The sequence below is a fragment of the Actinoplanes sp. NPDC049668 genome (assembly GCF_044465445.1).
Classification (GTDB): domain Bacteria; phylum Actinomycetota; class Actinomycetes; order Mycobacteriales; family Micromonosporaceae; genus Actinoplanes.
Genome location: NZ_JBITLR010000005.1, coordinates 338,310 through 363,138 on the forward strand (window position 1 = coordinate 338,310; position 24,829 = coordinate 363,138).

Genomic DNA, 24,829 nt, shown 5'->3' on the forward strand with positions numbered 1-24,829 from the left:
GTGAGTCCACGCACTGATGCCGGGAGGCAGGCATGACCACCGTTTCCGCCGAGCGGCTGGCGTCGATCTTCGTCGAGGTCGCCGACACGCTGGTCGACGAGTTCGACCTGCTCGAGTTCCTGCACATGCTCACCGACCGGACCACCGATCTGGTCGGCGCCGCCGCCGTCGGGCTGCTCCTGGCCGATAAGAACGGCCGCCTGGAGTTCATGGCGGGTTCCAACGAGAACGTCAAACTCCTGGAATTGTTCCAGCTGCAAACCCACGAGGGGCCCTGCCTGGAAGCGTTCCGCACCGCGCAGCCCGTCATCAACGTGAACCTCGGCGAAGCCTCCCCCCGGTGGCCGCTGTTCGCCCCCCGCGCCACCGCCACCGGATTCCAGTCCGTACACGCCTTCCCGATGCGGCTGCGCAGCCAGACCATCGGGGCGCTGAACGTCTTCGGCGACACCGAAGGCGGCGACTTCGACGACGAGGACGTGCCGATCGTGCAGGCCCTCGCGGACGTCGCTGCCATCGCGTTGCTGCAGGAACGCGCCATCCACCGCGGCGAAGTCCTGACCGAGCAGTTACAGGGCGCCTTGAACAGCCGGATCGTGATCGAACAGGCCAAGGGTGCCGTCGCTCAAGCACACCGGATCAGCGTCGATGAGGCATTCACCCGCATCCGCGCCTACGCCCGGGGCAACAACAAGAAGCTCACCGACGTCGCACACACCATCGTCACCGACCGGGGCGCCTTCCTCAACATCAGCTGACATAGGGCGTCGTGCGCGGCACGGATGACCACCTCTCCACCGGCACCCGCGCGGTGCTCGGGATCGGCCTTGCGGGCACCGGCGTTCTGCTCGTGCTGATCGCGTGCGTGTCAGACCCGCGGCCATCGGTCCTGCTTGCGCTGCTCGCTGCGATCATGGTCGCGGGGTGGCAACCGTACCGCCCGGCACCGGGCGGGCGAGATCCGCGCGGCGCACACCTGAGCTCAGGCGGAGGTGTCCGGACACCCGTCGGAGGTGATCCGCTCGAGGTGACGCTCCGCACGTGCGGACGTTCCAATTGCGGTTTATCCACGGCGGCGTCGGGCACCCAGCGAGGTAGTAAAGGACGCGTCGGCGGCCCCAACGTAGACCGGTTGCGAAGAATGCCACCCATCCTCAGCGGCTGCTGCGTCTTCATTGCTCGACCGGGCGCAAGGAACAGACGGCATACGGCCGGTCCGGCCGATCGACATCAACGGAAAGCGCCGACTATGAGCTCGCTCAACAACCACAACCACCTGTCCGGCAGGCGCCAGGTGTCGTCCCCTGTCGCCGGCGAGGCCGGTTGGACCGCGGTGGACGTCCGGGCCGTGGACACCGCCCGGCTGCTCGCCGCCGACGCGGTCCAGAAGGTCGGCAACGGCCACCCCGGCATGGCGATGAGTCTGGCGCCGCTGGCCTACCTGCTTTTCCACGACGTCATGCGGCACGACCCGAACGATGACCAGTGGCTGGGCCGGGACCGGTTCGTGCTGTCCTGTGGACACTCGAGCCTGACCCTGTACATCCAGCTCTATCTCCACGGTTACGGCCTCGAGCTCTCCGACCTGCAGGCCCTGCGCACCTGGGGCTCCGCGACGCCGGGGCATCCCGAGTTCCGGCACACCCGCGGTGTGGAGATCACTACCGGGCCGCTCGGTCAGGGTCTGGCCAGTGCCGTCGGGATGGCCCTCGCGGCCCGCCGCGAGCGTGGCCTGCTCGACCCGGACGCGGCGCCGGGCGACAGCCCGTTCGACCACCATGTGTACGTCGTCGCGTCTGACGGCGATCTGATGGAGGGTGTTACGGCGGAGGCCAGTTCGCTGGCCGGTCACCAGCAACTGGGCAACCTGGTGCTGTTCTACGACGCCAACCACATCTCGATCGAGGACGACACCGACATCTCGTTCAGCGAGGACGTCGCAGCCCGGTACGCCGCGTACGGCTGGCAGGTGCAGACTGTCGACTGGACCAGCACCGGAGAGTATCGCGAGGACGTCGACGCGCTGCTCGCCGCCACCCGGGCGGCGAAGGCGGAGACCGGGCGCCCGTCACTGATCCTGCTACGCACGATCATCGGCTGGCCCGCGCCGACCAAGCGGAACACCGGCAAGGCACACGGGTCCGCGCTCGGCGCTGATGAGATCGCCGCCACCAAGACACTGCTCGGCTTCGACCCGAATGCCACCTTCGCGGTGCCGGACGAGGTGCTGGAACACACCCGGGCGGCCGTCAACCGTGGCTCCGCCGTACGCCGGCAGTGGTCCTCGGGATTCGAGGCCTGGCGGACGGGCAACCCGGAGCGGGCCGCACTGCTCGACCGGCTCCAGAAGCAGCACCTGCCCGCGGACTGGACCGCCGCGCTGCCCACCTTCGCCCCAGACCCGAAGGGGATGGCGACGCGCAAGGCCTCCGGTGAGATCCTCAGCGCGCTCGCACCGGTCCTGCCGGAGCTCTGGGGAGGCTCCGCCGACCTGGCCGAGAGCAACAACACCACCATGGCCGGCGAACCGTCGTTCATCCCGGCCGACCGGCAGACTGGGGCGTGGGCCGGCGGACCCTACGGTCGCACCCTGCACTTCGGCATCCGCGAACACGCCATGGGTGCGATCCTCAACGGCATCGCCCTGCAGAGCCTGACCCGCCCTTACGGCGGCACGTTCCTGGTGTTCAGCGATTACATGCGCCCGGCGGTACGCCTCGCGGCGCTGATGCAGTTGCCCGCGACCTATGTATGGACGCACGACTCGATCGGCCTCGGCGAGGACGGTCCCACCCACCAGCCGGTCGAGCACCTGGCCGCGCTGCGCGCCATCCCCGGCCTGGACGTCGTCCGGCCGGGCGACGCCAACGAGACCACGGCGTGTTGGCGCACGATCCTGGAACACACCGACCGCCCCGCCGGGCTGGTCCTGACCCGCCAGAATCTGCCCGTCCTCGACCGGGGGACCGGTGAGTACGCGTCCGCGGACGGTGCCGCCCGCGGCGGTTACGTCCTCGCCGGCGACCGTGGCGAGCCGGACGTCATTCTGGTGGCGACCGGCTCCGAGGTGCAGATCGCGCTTGACGCCCGGGCGATGCTCGCCGCCGAGGGCCGGTCCGTGCGTGTGGTGTCCATGCCGTGCCGGGAATGGTTCGCTGGGCAATCCCTGGCCTACCGCGACGACGTGCTCCCGCCGGCGGTGCGTGCGCGCGTCAGTGTGGAGTCCGGCGTCGGGCAGGGCTGGCGGGAGATCGTCGGCGACGCCGGGCGGATCATCAGCCTCGAACACTTCGGCGCATCCGCCGACTACCAACGGCTCTACCGCGAGTTCGGGATCACCGCCGAGGCGGTGGCCGAGGCGGCCCGGGGCAGCATCGCGGATACCGCCGGTGCCGTGCGTCCCGGTGGCGCCCAGCAGACCGCCACCCCTGCCACCGGTGGCACCGGCGATCGCCCTGCCTGATGCAGGCGGCGCTGACCATGGACATCGGATGCCGATGGAATCCACCGGGGGTAGGCTCGCGCATGCGGACCCAACGGGGACGCTGCCCTGGACCCCGGCGCACGATTCTTCCGCGTTGGAGGCGGGCCGATGAGCCGGTCACTCACACACCATTGCGTCATCGCGGTGACGACATTGCCGGGCAGCTCCCGCGCCGACGTCCGGATCATCGGCGATGTCGACACCGCGGCGGCGCCCGCCCTGACCGATGCTGTCCGCCGATTGTCGGAGGGGTCGCCGAGGAGCGTCTTCATCGACCTCGCCGGGGTCACCAATGAGGGGCCTGAACTCACCGATTTCCTGATCCAGGCACACGATCGTCTGCCACGAAGCTCGTCCCTCGTCGTCTGCCGGCCAGGACCCATGACCCGCCTGATGCTGGCGGCGGCCGACATGATGAGAACCATCACTGTGTGCCACGGCATGCTCGGCTGAGCTGCTCACGACGCCCCGGTTCCGTGGCCGGCAACCAGTAGCTGACGCCAGCGGGTCTCGGTGTGCTGGAAAGGCGACGTAGATGCGAGGAAGCGGTGCAGCGGGGACAGGAGTTGGTCCGGGGCGGTTTCGGGTCGGCGTCGGGCCGGGCGAGCAGTGCCGGTGCGACCGAGGTGACTAGGCGGAGCACCTGTCGGGTGACGGGCCCCGGGACCAGGGCCAGCCCGGCCACGACGGTTTGCGCGTCGTGGATCAACAGCAGCGGCTCGCCGGTCCCCGCGATGGTGTGGGCGATCATGCGCCGCCACCGAGCTGCGCCCGACCCCAGATATGCTCGATCGACGTGTGCCCACGGCCGCGAACACAACGCGAGGTGGAGGTCCCCGGTGGCCGACCTGCTGCGGCTACTCCGCCAGCTGCTGGCCGCTTCGCACCGTGCCCGCCCCGAAGACATACCGGCCCTGGCGATGCAGGTCGCGCCCTTGGCCGACGCTCGGGAACTGGTCGTCTACCTGGTCGACTTCGACCAACGGCAGCTGCGACCACTACCCGGTCAGGACGCTCCCGCCCGAACCCCGATCGCCGTCGACGGCACCCTTCCCGGCCGGGCGTTCGCCCTCACTCAGATCTACGAGACCCGGGACGGCGGCGCACACCACCTGTGGGTGCCGCTGCTGGACGGCACCGAGCGCCTGGGCGTCCTGGAAGCCGTCACCGATGCGGTATCCGAGCACCATCGACGTGACCTGCCGACGGTTGCCAGCCTGATGGCCGAGCTACTCATGACCCGGCGCGCCTACGGCGACGCCGTCGAGCTCACCCGCCGCAGCCTGCCGATGCAGCTGGCAGCTGAGGTGTTGTGGAACCTGCTACCCCCGTTGACCTTCATCGGCCGCGACGTCTCCATCAGTGCCGCGCTGGAACCCTGCTACGACGTCGGCGGTGACGCCTTCGACTACGCCGTCAACGGCGATACCCTGCACCTGGCGATCTTCGACTCCGTCGGCCACGGCATCGACGCCAGCACGGTCACTTCCCTGGCCGTCAACGCCTACCGCAACGCCCGCCGCTGCGGCCTCGATCTGGCGGCGATCTACCGGTCCATCGACAACTGGATCGCCCTGAAACACCCGCAGACCTTCGTCACGGCCGCCCTGCTGGAACTCAACGCGGTCACCGGTACCCTCCGCCGGATCTCCGCCGGGCATCCGGGCGAACTGCTGCTGCGCGACGGAAACTTCGTGCGGGAGCTCGTCGCGCCGACCGCCCTGCCGCTCGGGCTCGCCCGTCGGTATGGGCGCATCCCCACCGTGGCAGAAGAAGCGCTCCAGCCCGGAGACCAGATCCTGCTCTACAGCGACGGCGTCGTCGAAGCGCGCACCGAAGACGGCGAGTTCTTCGGCACCACCCGGCTCGTCGAGTTCATCACCCGCGCGCTGGCCGACCAGCTCTCCGCGCCCGAGACCATGCGCCGGCTCGTCCACGCCATCCTCGAGCACCAACACGAACAACTGCAGGACGACGCCACCGCCGTGTTGGTCGAATGGCGGCCCGCGGCAGCACCCACCGCCGATCCACCGGTTTAGCCGCGGGCTTGGGCGGAGCGGGACACCATCGGTTCGGCGGCGCTCGTGGCCAAGGCGGCGTGGGTGTCGGCCGCCCCGGCGACGGCGGCCCGCTCGGCCTGGGGGTCGTCGGCCGCCGACGCGGGAGTCCGGTCCTCGCCGACCGTGGGTTCGGCCGTGAGCCGTCCGCGGTGGGTGTTCCAGATGTCGCGGGCGAGGATCTGCAGGATGCCGGCGACCGGGATCGCCAGCAGCGCGCCGAGGATCCCGGCCAGCTCCACCCCGATGAGGATCGCGACGAGGACGGTGAGCGGGTTCAGCTTCACCGTCCGGGCGAAGATCAGGGGTTGGAGCAGGTGATTCTCCAACTGCTGGTAGAGCACGAAGAAGACCAGGACCACGATCCCGGCGGTGGTCGACTCGAAGAGCGCGGCAGCGGTGGCGACGACCGCGCCGAGCGTGGCGCCGACCAGCGGGATGAGGTCGGCGAGCCCGACGAACAGCGCGATCAGGCCCGCGAACGGAACGTTCATCACCGTCAGCACCACGAACGTCAGCGTCCCGCAGATGGCGCTGATCAGGAGATTGCCGGTGATGTATCCGGTGATCGTCCTCGCGCAGTCCTGGCCGACGCGGTGGAGGTGCTCGGCACGCCGCGCAGGGAACAGGCCGAGGAACCCGTCAACGATCTTCGGCGCTTCCAGGACCATCAGGTAGGACAGCACGAAGATGGTCACGATGCCGGCGACGCCGGTGGCCATCGTGCGCAGGAACGCCAGCGTCGGCGCGCCCAGGCCGGACGCGTACTCGCGGATCCGGTCGGAGTTGTTCTGCGCGTATTCGAGGAGGTTGAATCGCTCGATCAGCCGTCCGGCCGGGCCCCGACCGTTCTGCAGATCCTCGACGAACGTCGGGAAGTTCGCGACCACCTGGCCCGCCTCGTGTACCAGCGGCAGGACGAAGAGCGTGACCAGGCCTCCCAGCACCGCGAACGTCGCCAGGAAGACGAGCAGTGTCGCCAACCAGCGCTTGCAGAACCTCACCTTGCGGGTCATCCAGGTGACGGCCGGGTGCAGCGCCACCGCGAAGAAACCCGCTATGGCGATCCAGGTCAATACCCTGCGGGTCTCGTAACCCAGGAACAGGACCGTGATTGTGGCGAGCAGAAGGCCGATCACGACCAGCGTGTGACGCGCGACCCTACCCTTGCCGGATTCCGCCATGACGCTAAGCCACCCCCGTGGTTGGTCGCACCGGTGCCGATAACCCGTTCGTGTTCCGGCACCGATGCGCCGGTGCTACTGAACGGTGTCGCCGGATCCCGTGCGCCGCTGCGCCTCGTCCACGCCCTTGTCGACGTGTTGTTCGAATTTGCCGCCGGTCCGCGTGTTGATTTGATCGCCGGCCTTCTCCAGGCCTTGGTCGACCTTGTCGTCGTGCTTGTGGGCCAGGTCCTTTACCTTGTCGAGGAGACCCATGGTCAGCCCCTTTCGTTGGTTAGGACTGTGCTGCCCGCGATTCGCCGGGCCAAACCTGGGCCGTGGTGCGAGGGGTCGGCAAGGCAAACCCTCGAGTCACCGAGACTCACACCTGCCACATGCGTTGCGATCGCCGGACAGGGCCCGGGCCGGGAAGCGGATCACCCGGTCGTCGTCGGCGGCCGGGCTGCCGCGGCCGTCGCGATTGCTGGTGGTGATCCACAGCGACCCGTCGGGCGCCCGTTCCGCGGTGCGCAGCCGCCCGTACCGGCCCTGCAGCAGCGCGACCGGGGTGCCGGCCCCGCCGGCGCCGTCCAGCGGGACCGACCACAGCCGCTGGCCGCGCAGCGCGGCGACGTAGAGAGTCGTGCCGTCGATGGTCGCGCCGCTGGGTGACGCCTCGGCCGTGGTCCACACGACGATCGGGTCGCGGAACCGGGCGTCGCCGGCCCGGCCCTCGACGGTGGGCCACCCGTAGTTGCCGCCGGCCACGATGTGGTTGACCTCGTCCCAGGTGTTCTGGCCGAACTCCGAGGCGTACATCCGGCCCTGCGCGTCCCAGGCCAGGCCCTGCACGTTGCGGTGGCCCAGGCTGTACACGAGGGACCCGGGGAACGGGTTGCCGGACGCGGGTACGCCGCCGTCGGGGCGCATCCGCAGGATCTTGCCGTTGCGGCTGCGCTGGTTCTGGGCGCTCGCCGTGTTGCCGGCGTCGCCGACGCCCGCGTAGAGCATGCCGTCCGGGCCGAACGCGATGCGCCCGCCGTCGTGGATGCTCGCCTTGGCCAGCCCGCTGAGGATCACCGCCTGGTTCTGCGGCGCGTCCAGGCGGAAGCGGGCGATCCGGTTGTCCGTCGCGGCGGTGAAGTAGACGTAGACGTACCGGTCCTGCGCATACGTGGGGGACACCGCCAGGCCGAGCAGGCCGGCCTCGCCGGCCGGTGCGACGCCGTTGACGGTGGCGACGGTGACCGGGGCGGCGCCCGGGCGCAGCTGCAGGACGCGGGCGCTGTTGCGTTCCGCCACGAGGGCGCTGCCGTCGGGCAGGAAACCGAGGCCCCACGGCACGGTCAGCCTCGTCGCCACCACCTGCGGGTTGTTCAGATCCGGTTCGAGCGCGGCGGCACCCGAGCCGATGCCGAGCGTCATGGTGATCAGCGCGCCCGAGAAGGCGATCATTCGGCGCATCGTGAACCTCCGACTTCTGTATAGATGGTAGTCAATGTACACGATACGGTGCCGACCGCCACTCGGCGTTTATCTAAATGCGAATGCGAATGCGAATCGGTTACGAATATCGATATCTCTCGGTTTTGAAGATGGCGTGCGTGAATTCCGCAATACTGGCGAAGGCCGATTAGGCCGAATCCCCGATTCAGGAGGACGATCGCCCATGAGCTTTTCTCGTTACCGCAGCTCGCTGGCGCGTGCCGCGAGCGCCGTCGCGCTGACCGCGGCCGCCCTCGCCGGTGGAATCCAGGGCGTCGCACAGGCCGCGCCCGACGCGACGGTGCGGGCGCCCGGCGACCGCAAGGTCTACGCGATCTTCAAGAACCACACCATGCGGCAGCTCAACCTGGTTCCCGGCCAGACCAGGGTCACCGAGGGCTGGTGGATGACCAAGCCGAAGACCATCAGGGCGCTCAAGGTGGTCCGGTTCGGCTCGACGTCGAGCACGGACCAGGGCGGCACCGCGGCCACCATCGTCTTCTCGACGACCTCCGGCCAGGTGAAGCTCGCCTGGAAGAACCCGTGGATGGACGACACCGAGGTCAACTGCTGGGCGCCGTCGGACCTGCGCTGCACCGTCGACTACGACCTGGGCGCCCGCCCCGTCGTGACGTTCGACATCTACGAGGACTGAGCCGTCCGGCGCCCCGGGCCGGACGGGGCCGGGGCGCCGCCGGGCGACCTCACCGGATCTTGGTCGCCGATGTGAGACGCGGTTTTCACGACCGAAACATTTCCAACGCGCGCAGGTAATGGCTGGTAGGCACGCTCACCGCATGGCCGACCTGACCGGGCCGGTGACGCCTGCGAGCGCTCCCGCCCCTGATACCTCCGCTGCGCCGCTCGCCGGCTACACCGTCGCGGTCACCGCGGAGCGGCGCCGCGACGAGCTCGCGGCCCTGTTCCAGCGGCGCGGCGCGAAGGTCGTGATCGCGCCCGCGATCACGATCGTTCCGCTCGGCGACGACCAGGCGCTGCACGCCGCGACCGAGGCCTGCGTCGGCCTCGCGCCCGACATCGTGGTCGCCACCACCGGGATCGGCTTCCGGGGCTGGCTCGAGGCCGCCGAGGGCTGGGGGATGGGCGACACCCTGCGGGCCGCGCTCAGCCGGGCCCGCCTCGTCGCCCGCGGCGCCAAGCCCTGCGGCGCGATCCGGGCCGCCGAGCTGACCGAGGACTGGTCCGCGGCGAGCGAGTCGTGCGAGGAGATCCTCGAGCGGCTGCTCGCGCAGGGCATCGCCGGGCGGCGCATCGCGGTGCAGCTGCACGGCGGGCCGCAGGCGGAGTTCGTCGCCGGCCTGCGGGCGGCCGGCGCCGCCGTCGTGGAGGTGCCGGTGTACCGCTGGACGCTGCCGCCGGACCTCGCGCCCGTACGGCGGCTCGTCGGCCAGCTCGCGGCCGGCCAGGTCGACGCCGTCACGTTCACCAGCGCACCCGCCGTGCAGGCGCTGCTGGAGATCGCCGGCGACGACGCCCCGGACGTCCTCGACCGGTTCCGCACCGGCACGATGGCCGCCTGCGTCGGCCCGGTCACCGCCGCCTCGCTGGTCGAACAGGACGTCCCGGTGGTGACGCCGCACCGCTCCCGGCTGGGCGCCCTGGTCAAGGTCGTCACCGACGAGCTGCCGCGGCGCGCCGCGAAGCTCACGGTCGCCGGCACGGTCCTCGAGATCCGCGGCCACGCCGTGCTCATCGACGGCCGGCTGCAGACGCTCGCGCCGGCCGCGATGGCGATACTCGGCACCCTCGCGGCCCGGCCGGGCGCCGTCGTCGCCAAGGACCGGCTGGCCGGCTCCCTGCCGCGGGGCAACGACGGGCACGCCGTCGACGTCGCGATCGCCCGGCTGCGCACCGCGCTCGGCTCCGCCGGCCACATCGAGACGGTCATCAAGCGCGGCTACCGCCTGCGCGTCGACGAGGTTGCCACGTGAGTCGCCCGCCGGTGCTGCTGGCGGTCGCGCACGGCACCCGGTCCGCCGCCGGCCAGGCGCAGATCCGTGACCTGGTCGACCGGGTCGCCTGCCGGCGCCCGGACGTGGACGTCCGGCTCGCCTTCGCCGACGTGCAGCACCCCCGCGTCGGCGCGGCGATCCAGGGCCTGGACGCCGTGGTCGTGCCGCTGCTGCTGTCGTCCGGCTACCACGTACGCGTGGACATCGCCGAGGCCGTCGCCGGCGCCGGCGCGGTCGCCACCGCCCCGCTCGGCCCGGATCCGGTGCTGGTGGAGAGCCTGCGCCGGCACATCGGGGCATCCGACGCGGTGGTGCTGGCCGCGGCGGGCTCGTCGGACCCGGGCTGGCGGGCCGACATCGCCGACGTCGCCGCGCAGCTCAACGCGCACGTGGCGTACGCCTCCGGCGCCGAGCTGCGGGTGCCCGACGTGGTCGCCGACCTCCGGGCGCGGGGCGCGGGGCGGATAACCGTCGCGGCGTACCTGCTGGCCGAGGGCCTGTTCTACCGCGCGCTGCACTCCGCCGGCGCCGACGCGGTGACGCCGCCGCTCTGCGCCGATCCGGCGGTGGTCGATCTCGTACTCGCCCGTTACGAGCACCTCACATCGGTGCCGAGCCGCTTGTAGGGATTTCCGTACGCCGCGGCAATCGCGACGGTCCGGTGCGGTAACGGTGAACGACGAACATCATCCGCATGACGGCGACCGAAACGCATTGCCCGTACTGCGCGCTGCAGTGCGGCATCGCGCTGACGCCCGAGATCCCACGGGTGCGGCTCGAACCGACCGAGTTCCCGGTCAACCGGGGCGGCCTGTGCGCCAAGGGCTGGACCGCGGCCGAGCTGCTCGACCACACCGACCGGCTGCTCACCCCGCTGGTACGCAAGGACCCGGCGGACCGCACCAGCCCGCTGCGCGAGGCGACCTGGGACGAGGCGTACGAGCGCATCGTCGCGGCGATCCGGCGCAGCCAGGCGGAGTACGGCCCGGACAGCGTCGGCGCGTTCGGCGGCGGCGGCCTGACCAACGAGAAGGCGTACACGCTCGGCAAGTTCGTCCGGGTGGCGCTGGGGTCCGCGTCGATCGACTACAACGGCCGGTTCTGCATGTCGTCGGCCGCCACCGCCGGCAACCGCTCGCTCGGCATCGACCGCGGCCTGCCGTTCCCCCTCGAAGACGTGGCCGGCGCGCGGACCGTGCTGCTGGTCGGCGCCAACCCGGCCGACGCGATGCCGCCGTCCATGCAGTACCTCGACGCCGGCCGGGCCGAGGGGGCCCGGCACATCGTGGTCGACCCCCGGCGCACGGCGACCGCGGCGGGCGCGTACCGGCATCTGCAGCCGCTGCCCGGCACGGACCTGGCGCTGGCCAACGGGCTGCTGCACATCGCGATCCGGGAGGGGCTGCTCGACGAGGAGTACATCCGGGACCGGACCACCGGCTTCGACGCCGTCCGCGCGGCGGTCGCCTCCTACTGGCCCGAGCGGGTCGAGCGGATGACCGGCGTCAGCGAGGCGGACCTGCGCGAGACCGTCCGGCTGCTCGCCACCGAGCGCCCGTCGATGATCCTCACGGCCCGCGGCGCCGAGCAGCACAGCAACGGCACCGACACGGCGCAGGCCTACCTGAACCTCGCGCTCGCGCTCGGCCTGGTCGGGCGGCCGAACTCCGGCTACGGCACCATCACCGGCCAGGGCAACGGGCAGGGCGGGCGCGAGCACGGGCAGAAGGCCGACCAGCTGCCCGGCTACCGGCGCCTCGACGACCCGGCCGCGCGGGCGCACGTCGCCGCGGTCTGGGGCGTCGACCCCGACGAGCTGCCGCGGCCCGGCGTCTCCGCGTACGAGATGCTCGACCGCCTCGGGACCGACGGCGGGGTCCGGGTGCTGCTGGTGCTGGCCAGCAACATGGCCGTCTCCGCGCCGCACGCCGGGCACGTCATCGACCGGCTGGGCGCCCTCGACCTGCTGGTCGTCTCCGACATCTTCCTCTCCGAGACCGCCGCGCTCGCCGACGTCGTGCTGCCGACCGCGCAGTTCGCCGAGGAGGAGGGCACGATGACCAACCTCGAGGGCCGGGTCATCCGCCGCAAGATGGCGCTCCCGCCGCCGCCGGACGTCCGCACCGACCTGCAGTTCCTGGCCGGGCTCGCCGAGCGGCTCGGGCGCGGGCGGTTCTTCAGCGACGACCCGCGGACCGTCTTCGACGAGCTGCGCCGGGCCAGCGCCGGCGGCATCGCCGACTACGCCGGCATCACCTACGAGCGCATCGAGGCCGAGCAGGGCGTGTTCTGGCCGTGCCCGGCCGAGGACCACCCCGGCACGCCGCGGCTGTTCGCCGAGAGCTTCCCGACCCCGGACGGCCGGGCCCGGTTCATCCGGGTCGAGCACCGCGACCCGCACGAGCTGCCCGACGACGAATTCCCGTACGTGCTGACGACCGGCCGCAACATGCAGCAGTACCAGAGCGGCAACCAGACCCGCCGGGTCGGCGCGCTGACCGTCTCGCTGCCCGAGCCGCGCGTCGAGCTGCACCCCGACCTGGGCCGGCGGCTCGGCGTCGCCGACAGCGACATGGTCGAGCTGCGCACCCGCCGCGGCAAGGCGGTGTTCCGGGCCCGGTTCAACCCGGGCATCCGGGCCGACACCGTCTTCGCGCCGTTCCACTGGGGCGGCGACCAGGCCGTCAACCTGCTCACCGACCCGGCGCTCGACCGGCACTCCAAGATGCCCGCCTTCAAGGCGTGCGCGGTCGCCATCTGCCCAGCCCCCGATCGAGAAGGGACCACCCAGGTGCATTCCACACCCCGACACCCGCGCGACCCGAGGCCGGTGGAGCTCTGATGGAACGACTCGTGGTCATCGGCAACGGCATGGCGGGCGCCCGCACGGTCGAGGAGATCCTCGCCCGCGGCGGCGCGGACCGCTTCGAGATCACCATGTTCGGCGACGAGCCGTACGGCAACTACAACCGGATCATGCTCTCCAACCTGCTCGCCGGGGTGGAGGACGAGGCCGGGATCTTCCTGAACGACCTGAGCTGGTACGCCGACAACGACATCACGCTGCACACCGGCACCCGGATCGAGAAGATCGACCGCCGGCGCAAGGCGGTGATCGCGACCGACGGCACGCGTACCCCGTACGACAAGCTGATCATCGCGACCGGCAGCAGCTCGTGGACCCCGCCGATCAAGGGCATCCACAACCCGAAGCGCGGCTTCCACCAGGGCGTCTTCGCCTTCCGCACGTTGGACGACACCCGCGGCATGATCCGGTACGCCCGGGACCACGAGCGGGCGGTCGTGATCGGCGGCGGCCTGCTCGGCCTGGAGGCGGCGCGCGGCCTGCAGAACCACGTCAGCCACGTGACCCTGCTACACGCCATGGGCCACCTGATGAACATGCAGCTCGACGAGCGGGCCGGCGCGATGCTCAAGGCCAGCGTCGAGGGCAAGCTCGGCGTCGACGTCATCGTCGACGCGATGACCACCGAGATCCTCGGCAAGGACCGGGTCACCGGGGTCAAGCTCGCCGACGGCACCGTCATCGACTGCGACGTGGTGGTGGTCGCCGCCGGCATCCGGCCGAACACCCAGGTCGCCGCCGACAGCGGCCTGACCGTCGAGCGCGGCATCGTCGTCGACGACCAGATGCGCGCGGACGGCGAGGACGACATCTACGTCGTCGGCGAGTGCGCACAGCACCGCGGCGAGCTGTACGGCCTGGTCGCACCGCTGTGGGACCAGGCGAAGGTGCTTGCCGACCACGTCACCGGCCGCAACGCCGTGGCCGCGTACACCGGCTCGAAGCTGTCCACCAAGCTCAAGGTCGCCGGCATCGACGTCGCCGCGATGGGCCTCAAGGAGCCGGAGGGCCCCGACGACGAGGTGATCGTCTACAGCGAGCCGCGGAAGGGCATCTACAAGCAGGTCATCATCCGCGACGGCGTGCTGGTCGGCGCCACCCTGGTCGGCGACAACCGCAAGGCGGCCGCGCTGATCCAGGCCTTCGACCGGGGGATGGCGCTGCCGGACGAGCGGGCCGAGCTGATGTTCGACCTCGGCGGCCCGGCCGGCGAGGTCAAGCCCGAGGACATGCCGGACGACGCGCAGGTCTGCAACTGCAACGGCGTCAGCAAGGGCGCGATCTGCGGCGTGGTCGACGCCGGCTGCAAGACCGTCAACGGCGTGATGGACAAGACCCGGGCCGGCAAGGGCTGCGGCACCTGCAAGCCCCTGGTGCAGCGGATCGTCGAATGGGCGGCCGGCGGCGAGGTCGAGGAGGACCCCGCGGCGAGCTGGTACGTGCCCGGCGTGCCGATGCCCAAGCAGGAGTTGATGACCGCCATCCGGGAGCACGGCCTGCGCTCGGTCTCGTCGGTCTTCGCGAAGCTGGTGCCGCACGGCGCCGAGGACGCCAAGAGCAAGATGGGGCTCGCCTCGCTGCTGAAGATGATGTGGGGCGAGGAGTACGTCGACGAGCGCGACTCGCGGTTCATCAACGACCGGGTGCACGCCAACATCCAGCGCGACGGCACGTTCTCCGTGGTTCCGCAGATGAAGGGCGGCGTCACCACCCCGGCGCAGCTGCGGCGGATCGCCGAGGTGGCCGAGAAGTACGCCGTACCGATGGTGAAGCTGACCGGCGGGCAGCGCATCGACCTGCTCGGGATCCCGAAGGAGACGCTGCCGAAGATCTGGGCCGACCTGGACATGCCGTCCGGGTACGCGTACGCCAAGAGCTTCCGGACCGTGAAGACCTGCGTCGGCTCGGACTACTGCCGCTTCGGCGTCGGCGACTCCACCGCGCTGGGCATCGCCCTCGAGGAGCGCTTCCAGGGCATCGAGGGCCCCGGCAAGATGAAGCTCGCCGTCACCGGCTGCCCGCGCAACTGCGCCGAGGCGTACGTGAAGGACCTGGGCGTCGTCGCCATCGACGGCGGCCGCTGGGAGATCTACGTCGGCGGCGCGGCCGGCGCGCACATCCGCAAGGGCGACCTGCTCGCCACGGTGGACACCCCGGACGAGGTCGTCACGCTCACCGGCCGCTTCCTGCAGTACTACCGCGAGAACGCCAACTGGCTCGAGCGCACCTACTCGTTCGTGCCGCGGATCGGCATCGACCGGGTCAAGGCGATCGTCGTCGACGACAGCGACGGCATCGCCGCCGACCTGGACGCCGCGATGGAGGCCTCCGTCGGGTCGTACCGCGACCCCTGGAAGGAACGGGCCGAGCCGGTCACGCCCGGCCAGTTCCGCACCTCGCTGCCGCTGGTCGTGCTGCCGCAGGTCCCGGTCCGGGTCTCCGAGGTCGTCGCGTGACGCGCCTCGGGCACCTTGACGAGATTCCTCTCGGTGAGGGCCGGACCTACGCCGTCGACGGCGAGATGGTCGCCGTCTTCCGGTTGCGCGACGGCTCGCTGCGCGCCCTGCAGGCGGTCTGCCCGCACCGCGGCGGCCCCCTCGCGGACGGGCAGATCGACCTGAAGGTCGTCGTCTGCCCGCTGCACCTGAACGCCTTCGACCTGAGCACCGGCTGCTCCCTGAGCGGCCTGCCCGACCTGACCGTCTACGACGTCGACGTCGACGACGACAACCACCTCGTAGTCACCACCCGCGCATCCTCGGAGGTTTCCTCATGAGCGCCACCACCCTGGAACGCCCCGCCGCGCGCACCGTGCGAGGGCATTGGATCGACGACTGGCGCCCGGAGGACCCCGCGTTCTGGGAGGCCGGCGGCGCCCGGATCGCCAAACGCAACCTGATCTTCTCGATCTTCTCCGAGCACATCGGCTTCTCCGTCTGGACGATGTGGTCCGTGCTCGTGCTCTTCCTCGGCCCCGCGTACGGCATCGACCCGGCCGGCAAGTTCCTGCTCACCGCCGTGCCCGCGCTGGTCGGCGCGGCGCTGCGGATCCCGTACACGTTCGCCGTCGCCCGCTTCGGCGGCCGGAACTGGACCATCATCAGCGCGTCGCTGCTGCTCATCCCGGCGGTCCTGGCCGCGTTCCTGATCGAGCCGGGCGTCTCCTACACCACGCTGATCGTGCTCGCGGCCGTCGCGGGTGTCGGCGGCGGCAACTTCGCCTCCTCGATGGCGAACATCAACGCGTTCTACCCGGACCGGCTCAAGGGCTGGGCGCTGGGCATCAACGCCGGCGGTGGCAACCTCGGCGTCGCGGCCGTGCAGCTGGTCGGCCTCTTCGTCCTGGCGTTCTTCGGCGCCGGGCACCCGGGCCTGGTGGCGGGCATCTACATCCCGTTCATCGTGATCGCGGCGGTCGGCTCCGCCCTGTACATGGACAACCTGACGCAGGCTCGCAACGAGAAGCGCGGGATGCGCGACGCCGTCCGGGAGCCGCACACCTGGATCATGTCGTTCCTCTACATCGGCACGTTCGGCTCGTTCATCGGCTTCGGTTTCGCCTTCGGCCAGGTGCTCCAGGTCCAGTTCGCGACGGACTTCAGCACCCCGGTGAAGGCCGCGTACCTGACGTTCCTGGGCCCGCTGCTGGGCTCGCTGATCCGCCCGGTCGGCGGCGCGCTGGCGGACAAGCTCGGCGGCGCCCGGGTGACGTTCTGGAACTTCGTGGCGATGGCGGCCGGCGCGAGCATCGTGCTGCTGGCCTCGCAGCAGCGCTCGCTGCCGCTGTACCTGGTCGGCTTCATCGCCCTGTTCGTCTTCAGCGGCATCGGCAACGGCTCGACGTACAAGATGATCCCCCGGATCTTCTCGCTGAAGAACCCGGGCGAGGAGCACGAGGCCCGCCGGCTCTCCGGCGCGGTGATCGGCATCGCCGGCGCCGTCGGCGCGTTCGGCGGCGTCCTGGTCAACCTGGCCTTCCGCCAGTCGTTCCTGACCTACAAGACCGCGGACGCGGCCTACCTCGCCTTCATCGCCTTCTACGCGCTGTGCGTGCTGGTCACCTGGGCGGTCTACCTGCGCCCGTCGTCGCGCAACCTCGCCGGCGTCTGAACAACACCCTCGCGGCGGCCCGGCCCTTGGCCGGGCCGCCGCTCAGCCGAGGGTCGCGGCGACCGCCGGCGCGAGCATCGGATAGAGCGGGAGCCGGGCCGTCAGGGTCGCCTGCAGCGCGTGGTACAGGTCCGGCTTGCCCGGCCACACCGTGTCCGTCGGCTCGTTCTCGGCGGTGAGCTGGTGGAACCACGAACCCCGCTCGTGATCCAGCAGGTACGTCGCGCTGTAGTCCCACCAGGTGCGGTACCAGGTCGCGTACTGCTCCTTGCCGAAGCGGCGGTACAGGGCCGCCGCCGCGCTGATCCCCTCGGCCGCCACCCAGTGCATCCGGTCGGCCACCACCGGGGTGCCGGACCAGTCGGTGGTGTACACGAACCCGGGCCTGCCGTCGACCGCCCAGCCGTCGCGGACCGCGCGGTCGAAGAGCTCGGTCGCGGCCTCCGCGAGCCAGCGGGCCGAGCCGGCCGGCCGCGCGGCCTCGGCGTGCAGGAACAGCCGCGCCCACTCCAGGCCGTGGCCGATCGTCGCGCCGTACGGCTTGAACGGGTCGGCCTGCTGCTCGAGGTTGAACTCCGGCAGCGGCTGCCAGCGCTGGTCGTAGTGCTCGGGGATCCGCCAGTCGTGCGCCTCGGCGGTCTTGGCCACGAACCAGCAGACGCGGACCGCCCGGTTCAGCCACTCCTCGTCGCCGGTGACCCCGGCGGCCGTCAGCATCGCCTCGACCGCGTGCATGTTGCCGTTCAGGCCGCGGTACTCGTCCAGCTTGGTGAAGTCCCCGTTCCAGCTGTCGACGCAGCGGCCGGCGTCGTTGTCCCAGAACCGCCGCAGGAAGACCAGCTCGGCCTCGGCGAACAGCTCGGCCGACCAGGGCAGCCCGGCCGCCGCGGTCGTCGCCGCGGCCAGCAGCACGAACGCGTGGTCGTAGCAGGATTTGACCGTGTGATCCTCGGTCGAGGTGAACCAGCCGCCGTGCTCCGGGTCGCGCAGGCGTTCGGTCAGCCCCTGTAGGGCGCTCAGCGCGATCGGCGCCGAACCGGGCACGCCGAGCAGGGTGCCGATGCCGTACACGTGGGCCATCCTGCTGCTGATCAGCGTGGAGGTCGGCCGCTCGGGGTCGGGCAGGCCGTCGGCGCCGAGCCAGCGGGCGCCGCCCTCGGGGTCGGCGGTCCGGCGGCCGAAGGCCAGCAGGTCGCGGGTGTGCTGGTCCAGCCAGCGGTGGTGGGCTTCGCTCGTCGGCCAGGTTGACACCGGATCACTGTAGGTGGCCCGGCCTGCGATGCCGCAGGGGGCACGCCGACTGTTGGCTGCGGCACGGCGCGGTCACCCGCGGCGGTGCCGGCGGATGGCCGCCCGGCGGCGGGTGCGGCGGCGGGCCCGGGTGCCCAGCACGGCCGCGACCACGCCGCCGAAGGCCAGCACGACCAGGGAGACGGTGGCGGTCCGCGGCACGGTGTCGCCGGCACCGGGCGGCCCGCTGACGAGCCGCTGCTCCGGGCCGGGCGGCGCCTTGGTGGCCGGCGACCGGGCGGGCTTCGACGGCGCCTTGGTGGTGGCCGCCGGGGCCGGCTCGCCGGCGATCCCGGTGATCCAGCCGTGGATGGTGTCGATCCGCCCGCTCAGGTCGACCTTCGAATGCGGGCACGACGGCCCGTGGCTGACCACCGACACCAGCACCGCCCGCCCGTCGGCGCGCTGGGTGAAGTACGGCCCGCCGGAGTCGTGCGAGCACGGGCTGGTGGACGCGCGCGGGGCGTGGCCGGTCGTGCCGAGGTAGGCGCGGGTCCGCGAGACCACCTCGAACTGGCCTGTCTGCAGCCGGGTCACCAGCGTCGACTCGTCGCCGTCCTCGGTCAGGCCGAACCCGGCCAGCCGCACGATCGCGCCGACCTTGGGCGCCTTGCGGCTCAGCACCACCGGCGTCACGTCGTCGACCGGCCCGGCGAGCTTGGCCAGCGCGACGTCGGTGGTCGGCGACTGGTGCACCTCGACGACCTTGACCTGGTGGCCGGCCTTGCCGGTGAGGTCGGTGCGGCCGACCGTCGCGGTGGTCAGCCGGGCCACCGGGCGCGACACCCGGGTGCCCTTCGCCGTCTTGAAGCAGTGCCCCGCGGTGATCACCCAACGCGGCGCGATGAGCGCGCCGGAGCAGGAGCTGTCGCGGCGCCCGCCGCCGGCCTTCGGCAGCCCGGTCATCGTGAGCTTGACCGCGAAGCCGTACCGCCCGCTGATGACGTCCTGCCCGCCGGCGATGGCGTGCGCCGGCGTGCCGGTGCCGGTCGCGAGCCCGGCGAAGGCCGGCGGCAGGAGCAGCAACATCGTGACGATGCGGGAGAGCAAAGGCGCGGTCCTCACGTAGGGCGGTCACCTATGAGTACGAATAAGTCGCATCATAGGTTGCCTGCGCCAATTGCCAAATGCTCTACGAAATCATCCGATGACCCTCCGTCAGATTGCCGGGGAATTGGCGGTCAGGAACATGCGGGCCAGGACCGCGAATTCGTCGGCGCGCTCGATCTGCGGCATGTGGCCGGTGTCGGTGAACAGGTGGCTCCGCGCGTGCGGAAACGCCGCCCGCGCGGCCGCCAGATGGATCGCCGGCAGGATCCGGTCGCGGTCGCCCCAGACGATCAGCGTCGGCCTGGGATGGGCGGCGACCTGGGCCAACAGGGTCTCCCGCCACGGTGCGCGGACGCCGCGGAACGTGCCGAGCTCCCGCGCGGTCGCCAGGTAGACCCGCGCGTTGTCGGGGCGCGCGGCCACCCGAACGGCGAACTCGACCCGCTCGTCGGTGACGTGCGCCCGGTCGTGGAACAGGCTGCGTTCGATCCGCCGGGCGGCCTTCGGGTCGATGCGGCGCAGCAATGGCTTTCCCAGCCCGGGAATGGCGAGAATGCGCAGCGCCAGGGTCACTTCCTTGCCGAAACCGGCGCTGTTCAGCAGCGTCAATGTCGCCACCCGTGACGGCGTCGTCGCGAGCAGTTTCATGGCGACCGCGCCGCCGAGGGAATTGCCCATCACGTGCAGCGGGCGGTCCTCGCCGACGGCGTCGAGCGTCGCGGCGACCGTGTCCGCCAGCGAGGCCAGGCTGATGGGGCCCGGCGGCGCCGTCGACATGCCGTACCCGCTCAGGTCGACCGAGATCACCCGGTAGGAGTCCGAGAGCCGCTCGTGCTGCGGGTCCCAGTCCTCCAGGCTGCGGCCGATGCCGTGCAGCAGGAGCAGCGGCGGGTGCGCCGGGTCGCCGCTCTCGCGGACCCGGATCCGCAGCCCGCCGACCGGCAGCTTCCTGATCACCTCGTCGCCCCCGCCCGGGCGCCGCGGCCGGCGGCCGCGGTCAGCGCGTTGATCAACCTCATGTGCCCGATCGGCAGCAGCCGGGCCAGCAGGTCGGGGAGCTTGGCGGTGGCCGCGATCAGGACCCGGCCGCGGCGCCGCTCGACCCCGTCGATGATCTCGGCCGCGGCCTTCTCCGGCGGATAGGTCAGCAGCGCGTCGAACGCGCGCTGCTGCTGCTCGACCTGGTCGGGCGGCACGCCCTCGCCGATCCGCGCGCTCTGCGCGATCCGGGTACGGATCCCGCCGGGATGCACCGTGGTCACGCCGACGCCCGACTCCAGCAGCTCGCCGCGCAGCACCTCGCTGAGCCCGCGCAGCGCGAACTTGCTCGAGCTGTACGCCGACTGCCCGGGCGGCGCGATCAGCCCGTACAGGCTGGAGACGTTCACCAGGTGGCCGCCGGGCTCGGCGGTCAACGCCGGCAGCAGGTGATGGATGAGCAGCACCGGCGCGGTGAAGTTGACCGCCATCACCCACTCGAACTCCGCCAGGCTCACCTGGTCGAAGCGGCCGCCGAGGGCGACGCCGGCGTTGTTGACCAGCAGGCCGATCGCCGGGTGCCGGTCCCGGATCCCCTCGGCAGTGCGGATCACCGCCGCCCGGTCGGCCAGGTCCGCGACCAGGGTCTCCACCGCCACCCCGGCGTGCGCGGCGCGGATCCGCTCCGCGACCGCGTCCAGGCCCAGCGCGTCGCGGTCCACCAGGACCAGGTCGCTGCCGCGGGCCGCGAGCCCGTGCGCGACGTGCTCGCCGATGCCGCTCGCGGCACCGGTGACCACGGCCGTGCGGCCGGCGAAACGGTACGGGCTCAGTCGCGTCATCGGATCTCCTCCAGTACGGGCGCGTCGCGCCGCGTGAACGTCATGTCCCGCCGCAGGTCGGCGCGCGGGGTGGTGAGCACGTCGAGCAGGTAGTTCTGCCGCACGGTCCACGGGTCCCGGTCGCCCTGCTTCGGGAACCGGTCCAGGGCCCGCTGCACGTAGCCGGAGGTGAGGTCGAGCAGCGGCCGCCGCTTGCCGGGCGTCTCCACCGGCGTGGCGCTGGCGTAGCCGTTGCGCTCCAGGTGGGCCAGCAGCCGCAGCACGTAGCGGTGCGACAGGTCGGCGCGCAGCGTCCACGAGGCGTTGGTGTAGCCGATGCAGTAGGCGAAGTTCGGCACCCCGCTGAGCATCACGCCGCGGTAGGCGACCCGGGTGCCCGGATCCACCTCCTCGCCGTCGACGGTCACCGCCACCCCGCCGATCGGCAACAGGGAGAGGCCGGTCGCGCAGACCACCACGTCGGCCCGCAGCGTACGGCCGGAGCGCAGCACGATGCCCTCGGGCACGAACCGGTCGATGTGGTCGGTGACGACCGACGCCGTCCCGGCGCTGACGGCGTTGAACAGGTCGCCGCCCGGCGCGACGCAGAGCCGCTGGTCCCAGGGCTGGTACGCCGGGGTGAAGTGCTCGTCGAGGTACGCCGGGTCGGGCAGGTGCTGCAGGGCGAAGCGGCGCAACACCGCCTTGACGCGCTCGGGGCGGCGCCGGGCGAGCTGGTAGAAGCCCTGCGTCAGCAGGATGTTCTTGGCCCGGGCCAGCTTGTACGCCACCCGGGCGGGTAGCGCGCGGCGCAGGGCGTCGGCCACCACGTCCCGCTCGGGCAGCACCGTCACATACGAGGGTGAGCGCTGGAGCATCGTCACGTGCCCGGCCGTCCCGGCCATCGCGGGCACCAGCGTGATGGCGGTCGCGCCGCTGCCGATGACCACGACCCGCTTGCCCGCGTAGTCGAGGTCCTCGGGCCAGGACTGCGGATGCACGAGCCGCCCCGCGAAGTCCGCGAGCCCCGGGAAGTCCGGCTGGTAGCCGCCGGCGTAGTCGTAGTACCCGGCGCAGGCGTACAGGAATCCGCAGGTCAGGGTCTCACCACCGGCCAGCCGCACGGTCCAACGGCCGCCGGACCAGGCGGCCTGCTCCACCCGCGCGCCGAAGCGGATGTGCGGGGTGATGCCGCCCTTGTCGGCGGTGTCGCGGATGTATTCGCGGATGGCGCCGCCCGGCGCCAGCGGCTCCCGGCCCCGCCAGGGCCGGAACGGATAGCTGAGGGTGTACATGTCGCTGTCCGAGCGCACGCCCGGATAGCGGAACAGGTCCCAGGTGCCGCCTATCGCGTCGCGGGCCTCCAGGATCGCGAACGTGGTGCCGGGGCGCTCGCGGCGCAGCCGCCAGGCCGCGCCGATCCCGGACAGCCCCGCGCCGATGATGAGGACGTCGAAGTGTTCCGCCATAGCCGCCAGTCTCGGGCATGCACCGCCCGTGAACTTGCTTCGACGCGACAACGATTTACCTCTGCACGACAGTCCGCTACCGTGCCTCATGGATTCGTTGGTCCGCGCCGCCTCCCTGCGCGGGCTGCCGGAGCTCGTCGACTCGCTCGGCGGCGACGGCGCCGGGCTGCTCGCCCAGTTCCGGATCCCGCCGGGCGCGCTGGACTCCGACGACGCGGTGATCGGCTCGACCGCCGCCGGGCGGGTGCTGGAGACCGCGGCGGCCGAGCTCGGCGCCTACGACCTGGGCCTGCGGCTGGCCGGGCAGCAGAACGCGACGGTGCTCGGCCCGCTCGCCCTGGCCATCGAGAACTCGCCGACCTTCGGCGACGCGCTCGACACCGCGAACCGCTTCCTGTTCGTGCACAGCCCCGCGCTGACCGTGTCGCAGATCCCCGACCCGGCCGGCCGGGCCGGCGTCGTCGGGCTGCTGTACCGCGGCACCGGCGAGCCGCTGCCGCCGCAGGTCGCCGACCTCGGGCTGGGCCTGTTCCACCGGATCATCGTGCTGCTGCACGGCGGGGTGTACGGGCTGCGCTCGGTGCACCTGCCGCACCCGCCGCTCGCCCCGATCGCCACCTACACCGGCTTCTTCGGCGCGGACGTGCGCTTCGGCCGGGCGGACGCGGTGCTGCGGGTGCCGGCCGCGCTGGCCGACACCGCGGTGCCGGGCGGCAACCAGGTGCTGCGTGACGTCGCGCTCGCCTACATCACCAGCCACTTCCCGGCGCCGGGCCGCGCGCTCTCGGGCCGCGTGCACCTGCTGCTGACCCAGGCACTCGGCTCGTCGCCGGTCACCCTCGCCGCGATCGCGCGGCTGTTGCGCACCCATCCCCGTACGCTGCAGCGCCGCCTCGACGCCGAGCAGACCACGTTCGAGGCGATCCTCGACGACGTCCGGCGCGCCACCGCGGCCCGGCTCATCACCCAGACCGACCTGCCGTTCACCCAGGTCACCGCGATGATCTCGCTGGCCGAGCAGTCGGCGCTGAGCCGGGCGGTGCGGCGCTGGTTCGGCGTCACCCCGCGGGAGCTGCGTGCCACGGGGGAGGGCCGGTCCCGGTGAGGCGTATCCCGCCCCACGGGTCGGGCTCGCCGAGCCGGGCGCGGGCGCGGCCGGCGCCGATCCGCACGGTCGCCTCCCGGGTCCCGCCGCGCAGCGCAGCCGTGAGCGCCTCGTCCGGCGCGGCCCGGCCGGCCCAGCGGTACCGCCCCTCGACCGGCTCGAAGCGCACCGACAGCCGCACCGGCGCCGTGACGGTGACGTCGCCGGCCTCGATCGTCGCCTCGCCCCGGTACTCCTCCTCGTCGCCGCTCATCGAAGGTCCACCGCCCGGGCCGCCGCGGCCAGGCCGCCCGGCGTGTCGGCCGCCCGGCGGATGCCCGCGATGCCGTCCCACAGGAACGTCGTCAGGTACTCCGCCAGCGCCGACCGGCTGATCGGCTGCTGCTCGCGCAGCCACCAGTCGCCGGCGGTCTGCACGTAGCCGACCAGACCGAACCCCCAGGGCAGCGCCGGACCGGAGTCCAGGCCCAGCGCGCGCAGCCGGTCGCCGAGGATCCGGGCCAGCCCGCTCGCCACCGTGCCCATCGCGTCGGCGACCACGTCGGCGTCCCGGGCGACGCCGCGCTGGTGCACCACGAAGCGGTAGACGTGCGGGTCGGCCTCGATGAACGCCAGGTACGCGTCGATCGCGGCGGCGACGACGGCGCGCTCCTCGCGTACCGCGGAGACCGCGGGCGCGATGGCCTCGACCACCGACCGGGCCGCGTGCCGGCCGACGGCCTGCCAGAGGCCGGACCGGTCGGTGAAGTAGCGGTACAGCACGGGCTTGCTCACCCCGGCGTGCGCGGCGACGGCGTCGATGCCGGACTCCGGCCCGAGCTCGCGGATCGCCTCCATCACGGCCTCGATCAGCTCGAGGCGGCGCCGCTCGCGGTGGTCGGCCCAGCGACGGCTGCGCCCGTCGGGACGGTTGACGCCCTTATCGACCGAGTTCATAGTACTAGCAGTAGCTGTTACTTCCGGTAACGTCAACCCTTG

22 protein-coding genes are annotated in these 24,829 nt (G+C 71.8%); 12 read left to right on the forward strand and 10 right to left on the reverse strand.

Annotation, left to right across the window (positions count from 1 at the left end):
- Positions 1–32 precede the first annotated feature (32 nt).
- The 4 genes from ACIBSW_RS22670 (at position 33) to ACIBSW_RS22685 (ending at position 5,523) form a co-directional block, all read left to right on the forward strand.
- Entirely contained in the window at positions 33–758 is a 726-nt protein-coding gene (locus ACIBSW_RS22670; protein WP_354726607.1) for a GAF and ANTAR domain-containing protein, read from the forward strand.
- 491 nt (positions 759–1,249) lie between these two features.
- Positions 1,250–3,463: a transketolase gene (gene tkt, locus ACIBSW_RS22675; RefSeq protein ID WP_354726605.1), complete on the forward strand. Its 2,214-nt coding sequence runs from the start codon at positions 1,250–1,252 to the stop codon at positions 3,461–3,463.
- Positions 3,464–3,592: 129 nt separating this feature from the next.
- A complete protein-coding gene (locus ACIBSW_RS22680; RefSeq protein ID WP_354726603.1) occupies positions 3,593–3,937 on the forward strand; it encodes an STAS domain-containing protein in 345 nt (114 codons plus the stop codon).
- A 386-nt stretch (positions 3,938–4,323) separates the two neighbouring features.
- A complete protein-coding gene (locus ACIBSW_RS22685) occupies positions 4,324–5,523 on the forward strand; it encodes a PP2C family protein-serine/threonine phosphatase (RefSeq protein ID WP_354726601.1) in 1,200 nt (399 codons plus the stop codon).
- On the opposite strand, the gene ACIBSW_RS22690 is transcribed toward ACIBSW_RS22685, so the two are convergent.
- The 3 genes from ACIBSW_RS22690 to ACIBSW_RS22700 all read right to left on the reverse strand — a co-directional run bounded on the left by ACIBSW_RS22690 (position 5,520) and on the right by ACIBSW_RS22700 (position 8,159).
- Positions 5,520–6,680 carry an AI-2E family transporter gene (locus ACIBSW_RS22690; RefSeq protein WP_354726600.1) on the reverse strand — a complete coding sequence of 387 codons (1,161 nt, stop codon included), beginning with the start codon at positions 6,678–6,680 and terminating at the stop codon, positions 5,520–5,522. The two genes, ACIBSW_RS22685 and ACIBSW_RS22690, sit on opposite strands and share 4 nt — an antisense overlap.
- 120 nt (positions 6,681–6,800) lie before the next feature.
- Positions 6,801–6,980, reverse strand: coding sequence for an antitoxin (locus ACIBSW_RS22695; RefSeq protein ID WP_354726598.1), 180 nt, complete (start codon positions 6,978–6,980; stop codon positions 6,801–6,803).
- A gap of 96 nt (positions 6,981–7,076) precedes the next feature.
- The gene (locus tag ACIBSW_RS22700) at positions 7,077–8,159 is read right to left on the reverse strand and encodes a PQQ-dependent sugar dehydrogenase (protein ID WP_354726596.1); all 1,083 of its coding nucleotides are present in this window, start codon (positions 8,157–8,159) and stop codon (positions 7,077–7,079) included.
- A gap of 214 nt (positions 8,160–8,373) precedes the next feature.
- Between ACIBSW_RS22700 and ACIBSW_RS22705 the strand changes: the two genes are divergently transcribed.
- From ACIBSW_RS22705 to ACIBSW_RS22735, 7 genes are all read left to right on the forward strand, one after another.
- Positions 8,374–8,844: a hypothetical protein gene (locus tag ACIBSW_RS22705; protein WP_354726594.1), complete on the forward strand. Its 471-nt coding sequence runs from the start codon at positions 8,374–8,376 to the stop codon at positions 8,842–8,844.
- A 142-nt stretch (positions 8,845–8,986) separates the two neighbouring features.
- On the forward strand, positions 8,987–10,141 hold the full coding sequence (locus ACIBSW_RS22710) for a uroporphyrinogen-III synthase (RefSeq protein WP_354726592.1): 1,155 nt from the start codon (positions 8,987–8,989) through the stop codon (positions 10,139–10,141).
- Positions 10,138–10,788, forward strand: a complete 651-nt coding sequence (locus ACIBSW_RS22715; RefSeq protein ID WP_354726590.1) for a CbiX/SirB N-terminal domain-containing protein — start codon at positions 10,138–10,140, stop codon at positions 10,786–10,788. Before ACIBSW_RS22710 ends, ACIBSW_RS22715 begins: the two co-directional genes overlap by 4 nt.
- 68 nt (positions 10,789–10,856) lie before the next feature.
- Positions 10,857–13,004, forward strand: a complete 2,148-nt coding sequence (locus tag ACIBSW_RS22720; RefSeq protein WP_354726588.1) for a molybdopterin oxidoreductase family protein — start codon at positions 10,857–10,859, stop codon at positions 13,002–13,004.
- Positions 13,004–15,484, forward strand: a complete 2,481-nt coding sequence (gene nirB, locus ACIBSW_RS22725) for a nitrite reductase large subunit NirB (RefSeq protein ID WP_354726586.1) — start codon at positions 13,004–13,006, stop codon at positions 15,482–15,484. The genes ACIBSW_RS22720 and nirB overlap by 1 nt, the downstream gene beginning before the upstream one ends.
- The gene (locus ACIBSW_RS22730) at positions 15,481–15,804 is read left to right on the forward strand and encodes a Rieske 2Fe-2S domain-containing protein (RefSeq protein ID WP_354726584.1); all 324 of its coding nucleotides are present in this window, start codon (positions 15,481–15,483) and stop codon (positions 15,802–15,804) included. Before nirB ends, ACIBSW_RS22730 begins: the two co-directional genes overlap by 4 nt.
- Positions 15,801–17,138 carry a nitrate/nitrite transporter gene (locus ACIBSW_RS22735; RefSeq protein WP_354726582.1) on the forward strand — a complete coding sequence of 446 codons (1,338 nt, stop codon included), beginning with the start codon at positions 15,801–15,803 and terminating at the stop codon, positions 17,136–17,138. Before ACIBSW_RS22730 ends, ACIBSW_RS22735 begins: the two co-directional genes overlap by 4 nt.
- A gap of 42 nt (positions 17,139–17,180) precedes the next feature.
- On the opposite strand, the gene ACIBSW_RS22740 is transcribed toward ACIBSW_RS22735, so the two are convergent.
- From ACIBSW_RS22740 to ACIBSW_RS22760, 5 genes are all read right to left on the reverse strand, one after another.
- Positions 17,181–18,389 (reverse strand): AGE family epimerase/isomerase, encoded by a 1,209-nt coding sequence (locus ACIBSW_RS22740; protein WP_354730835.1) that lies wholly within the window; start codon positions 18,387–18,389, stop codon positions 17,181–17,183.
- 72 nt (positions 18,390–18,461) lie between these two features.
- Complete coding sequence (locus tag ACIBSW_RS22745) at positions 18,462–19,493, reverse strand: S1 family peptidase (RefSeq protein WP_404799426.1); 1,032 nt, start codon at positions 19,491–19,493, stop codon at positions 18,462–18,464.
- A gap of 93 nt (positions 19,494–19,586) precedes the next feature.
- Entirely contained in the window at positions 19,587–20,435 is an 849-nt protein-coding gene (locus ACIBSW_RS22750) for an alpha/beta fold hydrolase (protein WP_354729430.1), read from the reverse strand.
- Complete coding sequence (locus ACIBSW_RS22755) at positions 20,432–21,289, reverse strand: SDR family NAD(P)-dependent oxidoreductase (RefSeq protein WP_354729434.1); 858 nt, start codon at positions 21,287–21,289, stop codon at positions 20,432–20,434. Before ACIBSW_RS22755 ends, ACIBSW_RS22750 begins: the two co-directional genes overlap by 4 nt.
- A 5-nt stretch (positions 21,290–21,294) precedes the next feature.
- The gene (locus ACIBSW_RS22760) at positions 21,295–22,746 is read right to left on the reverse strand and encodes an NAD(P)/FAD-dependent oxidoreductase (protein WP_354729428.1); all 1,452 of its coding nucleotides are present in this window, start codon (positions 22,744–22,746) and stop codon (positions 21,295–21,297) included.
- Between the two features lie 88 nt (positions 22,747–22,834).
- Between ACIBSW_RS22760 and ACIBSW_RS22765 the strand changes: the two genes are divergently transcribed.
- Positions 22,835–23,851 (forward strand): AraC family transcriptional regulator, encoded by a 1,017-nt coding sequence (locus ACIBSW_RS22765; RefSeq protein WP_354729426.1) that lies wholly within the window; start codon positions 22,835–22,837, stop codon positions 23,849–23,851.
- Here ACIBSW_RS22765 and ACIBSW_RS22770 read toward each other — a convergent pair.
- Positions 23,805–24,104 carry a DUF4873 domain-containing protein gene (locus ACIBSW_RS22770; RefSeq protein ID WP_354729424.1) on the reverse strand — a complete coding sequence of 100 codons (300 nt, stop codon included), beginning with the start codon at positions 24,102–24,104 and terminating at the stop codon, positions 23,805–23,807. The genes ACIBSW_RS22765 and ACIBSW_RS22770 overlap by 47 nt on opposite strands.
- Positions 24,101–24,787, reverse strand: coding sequence for a TetR/AcrR family transcriptional regulator (locus tag ACIBSW_RS22775; protein WP_354729422.1), 687 nt, complete (start codon positions 24,785–24,787; stop codon positions 24,101–24,103). The genes ACIBSW_RS22770 and ACIBSW_RS22775 overlap by 4 nt, the downstream gene beginning before the upstream one ends.
- Positions 24,788–24,829: the final 42 nt, after the last annotated feature.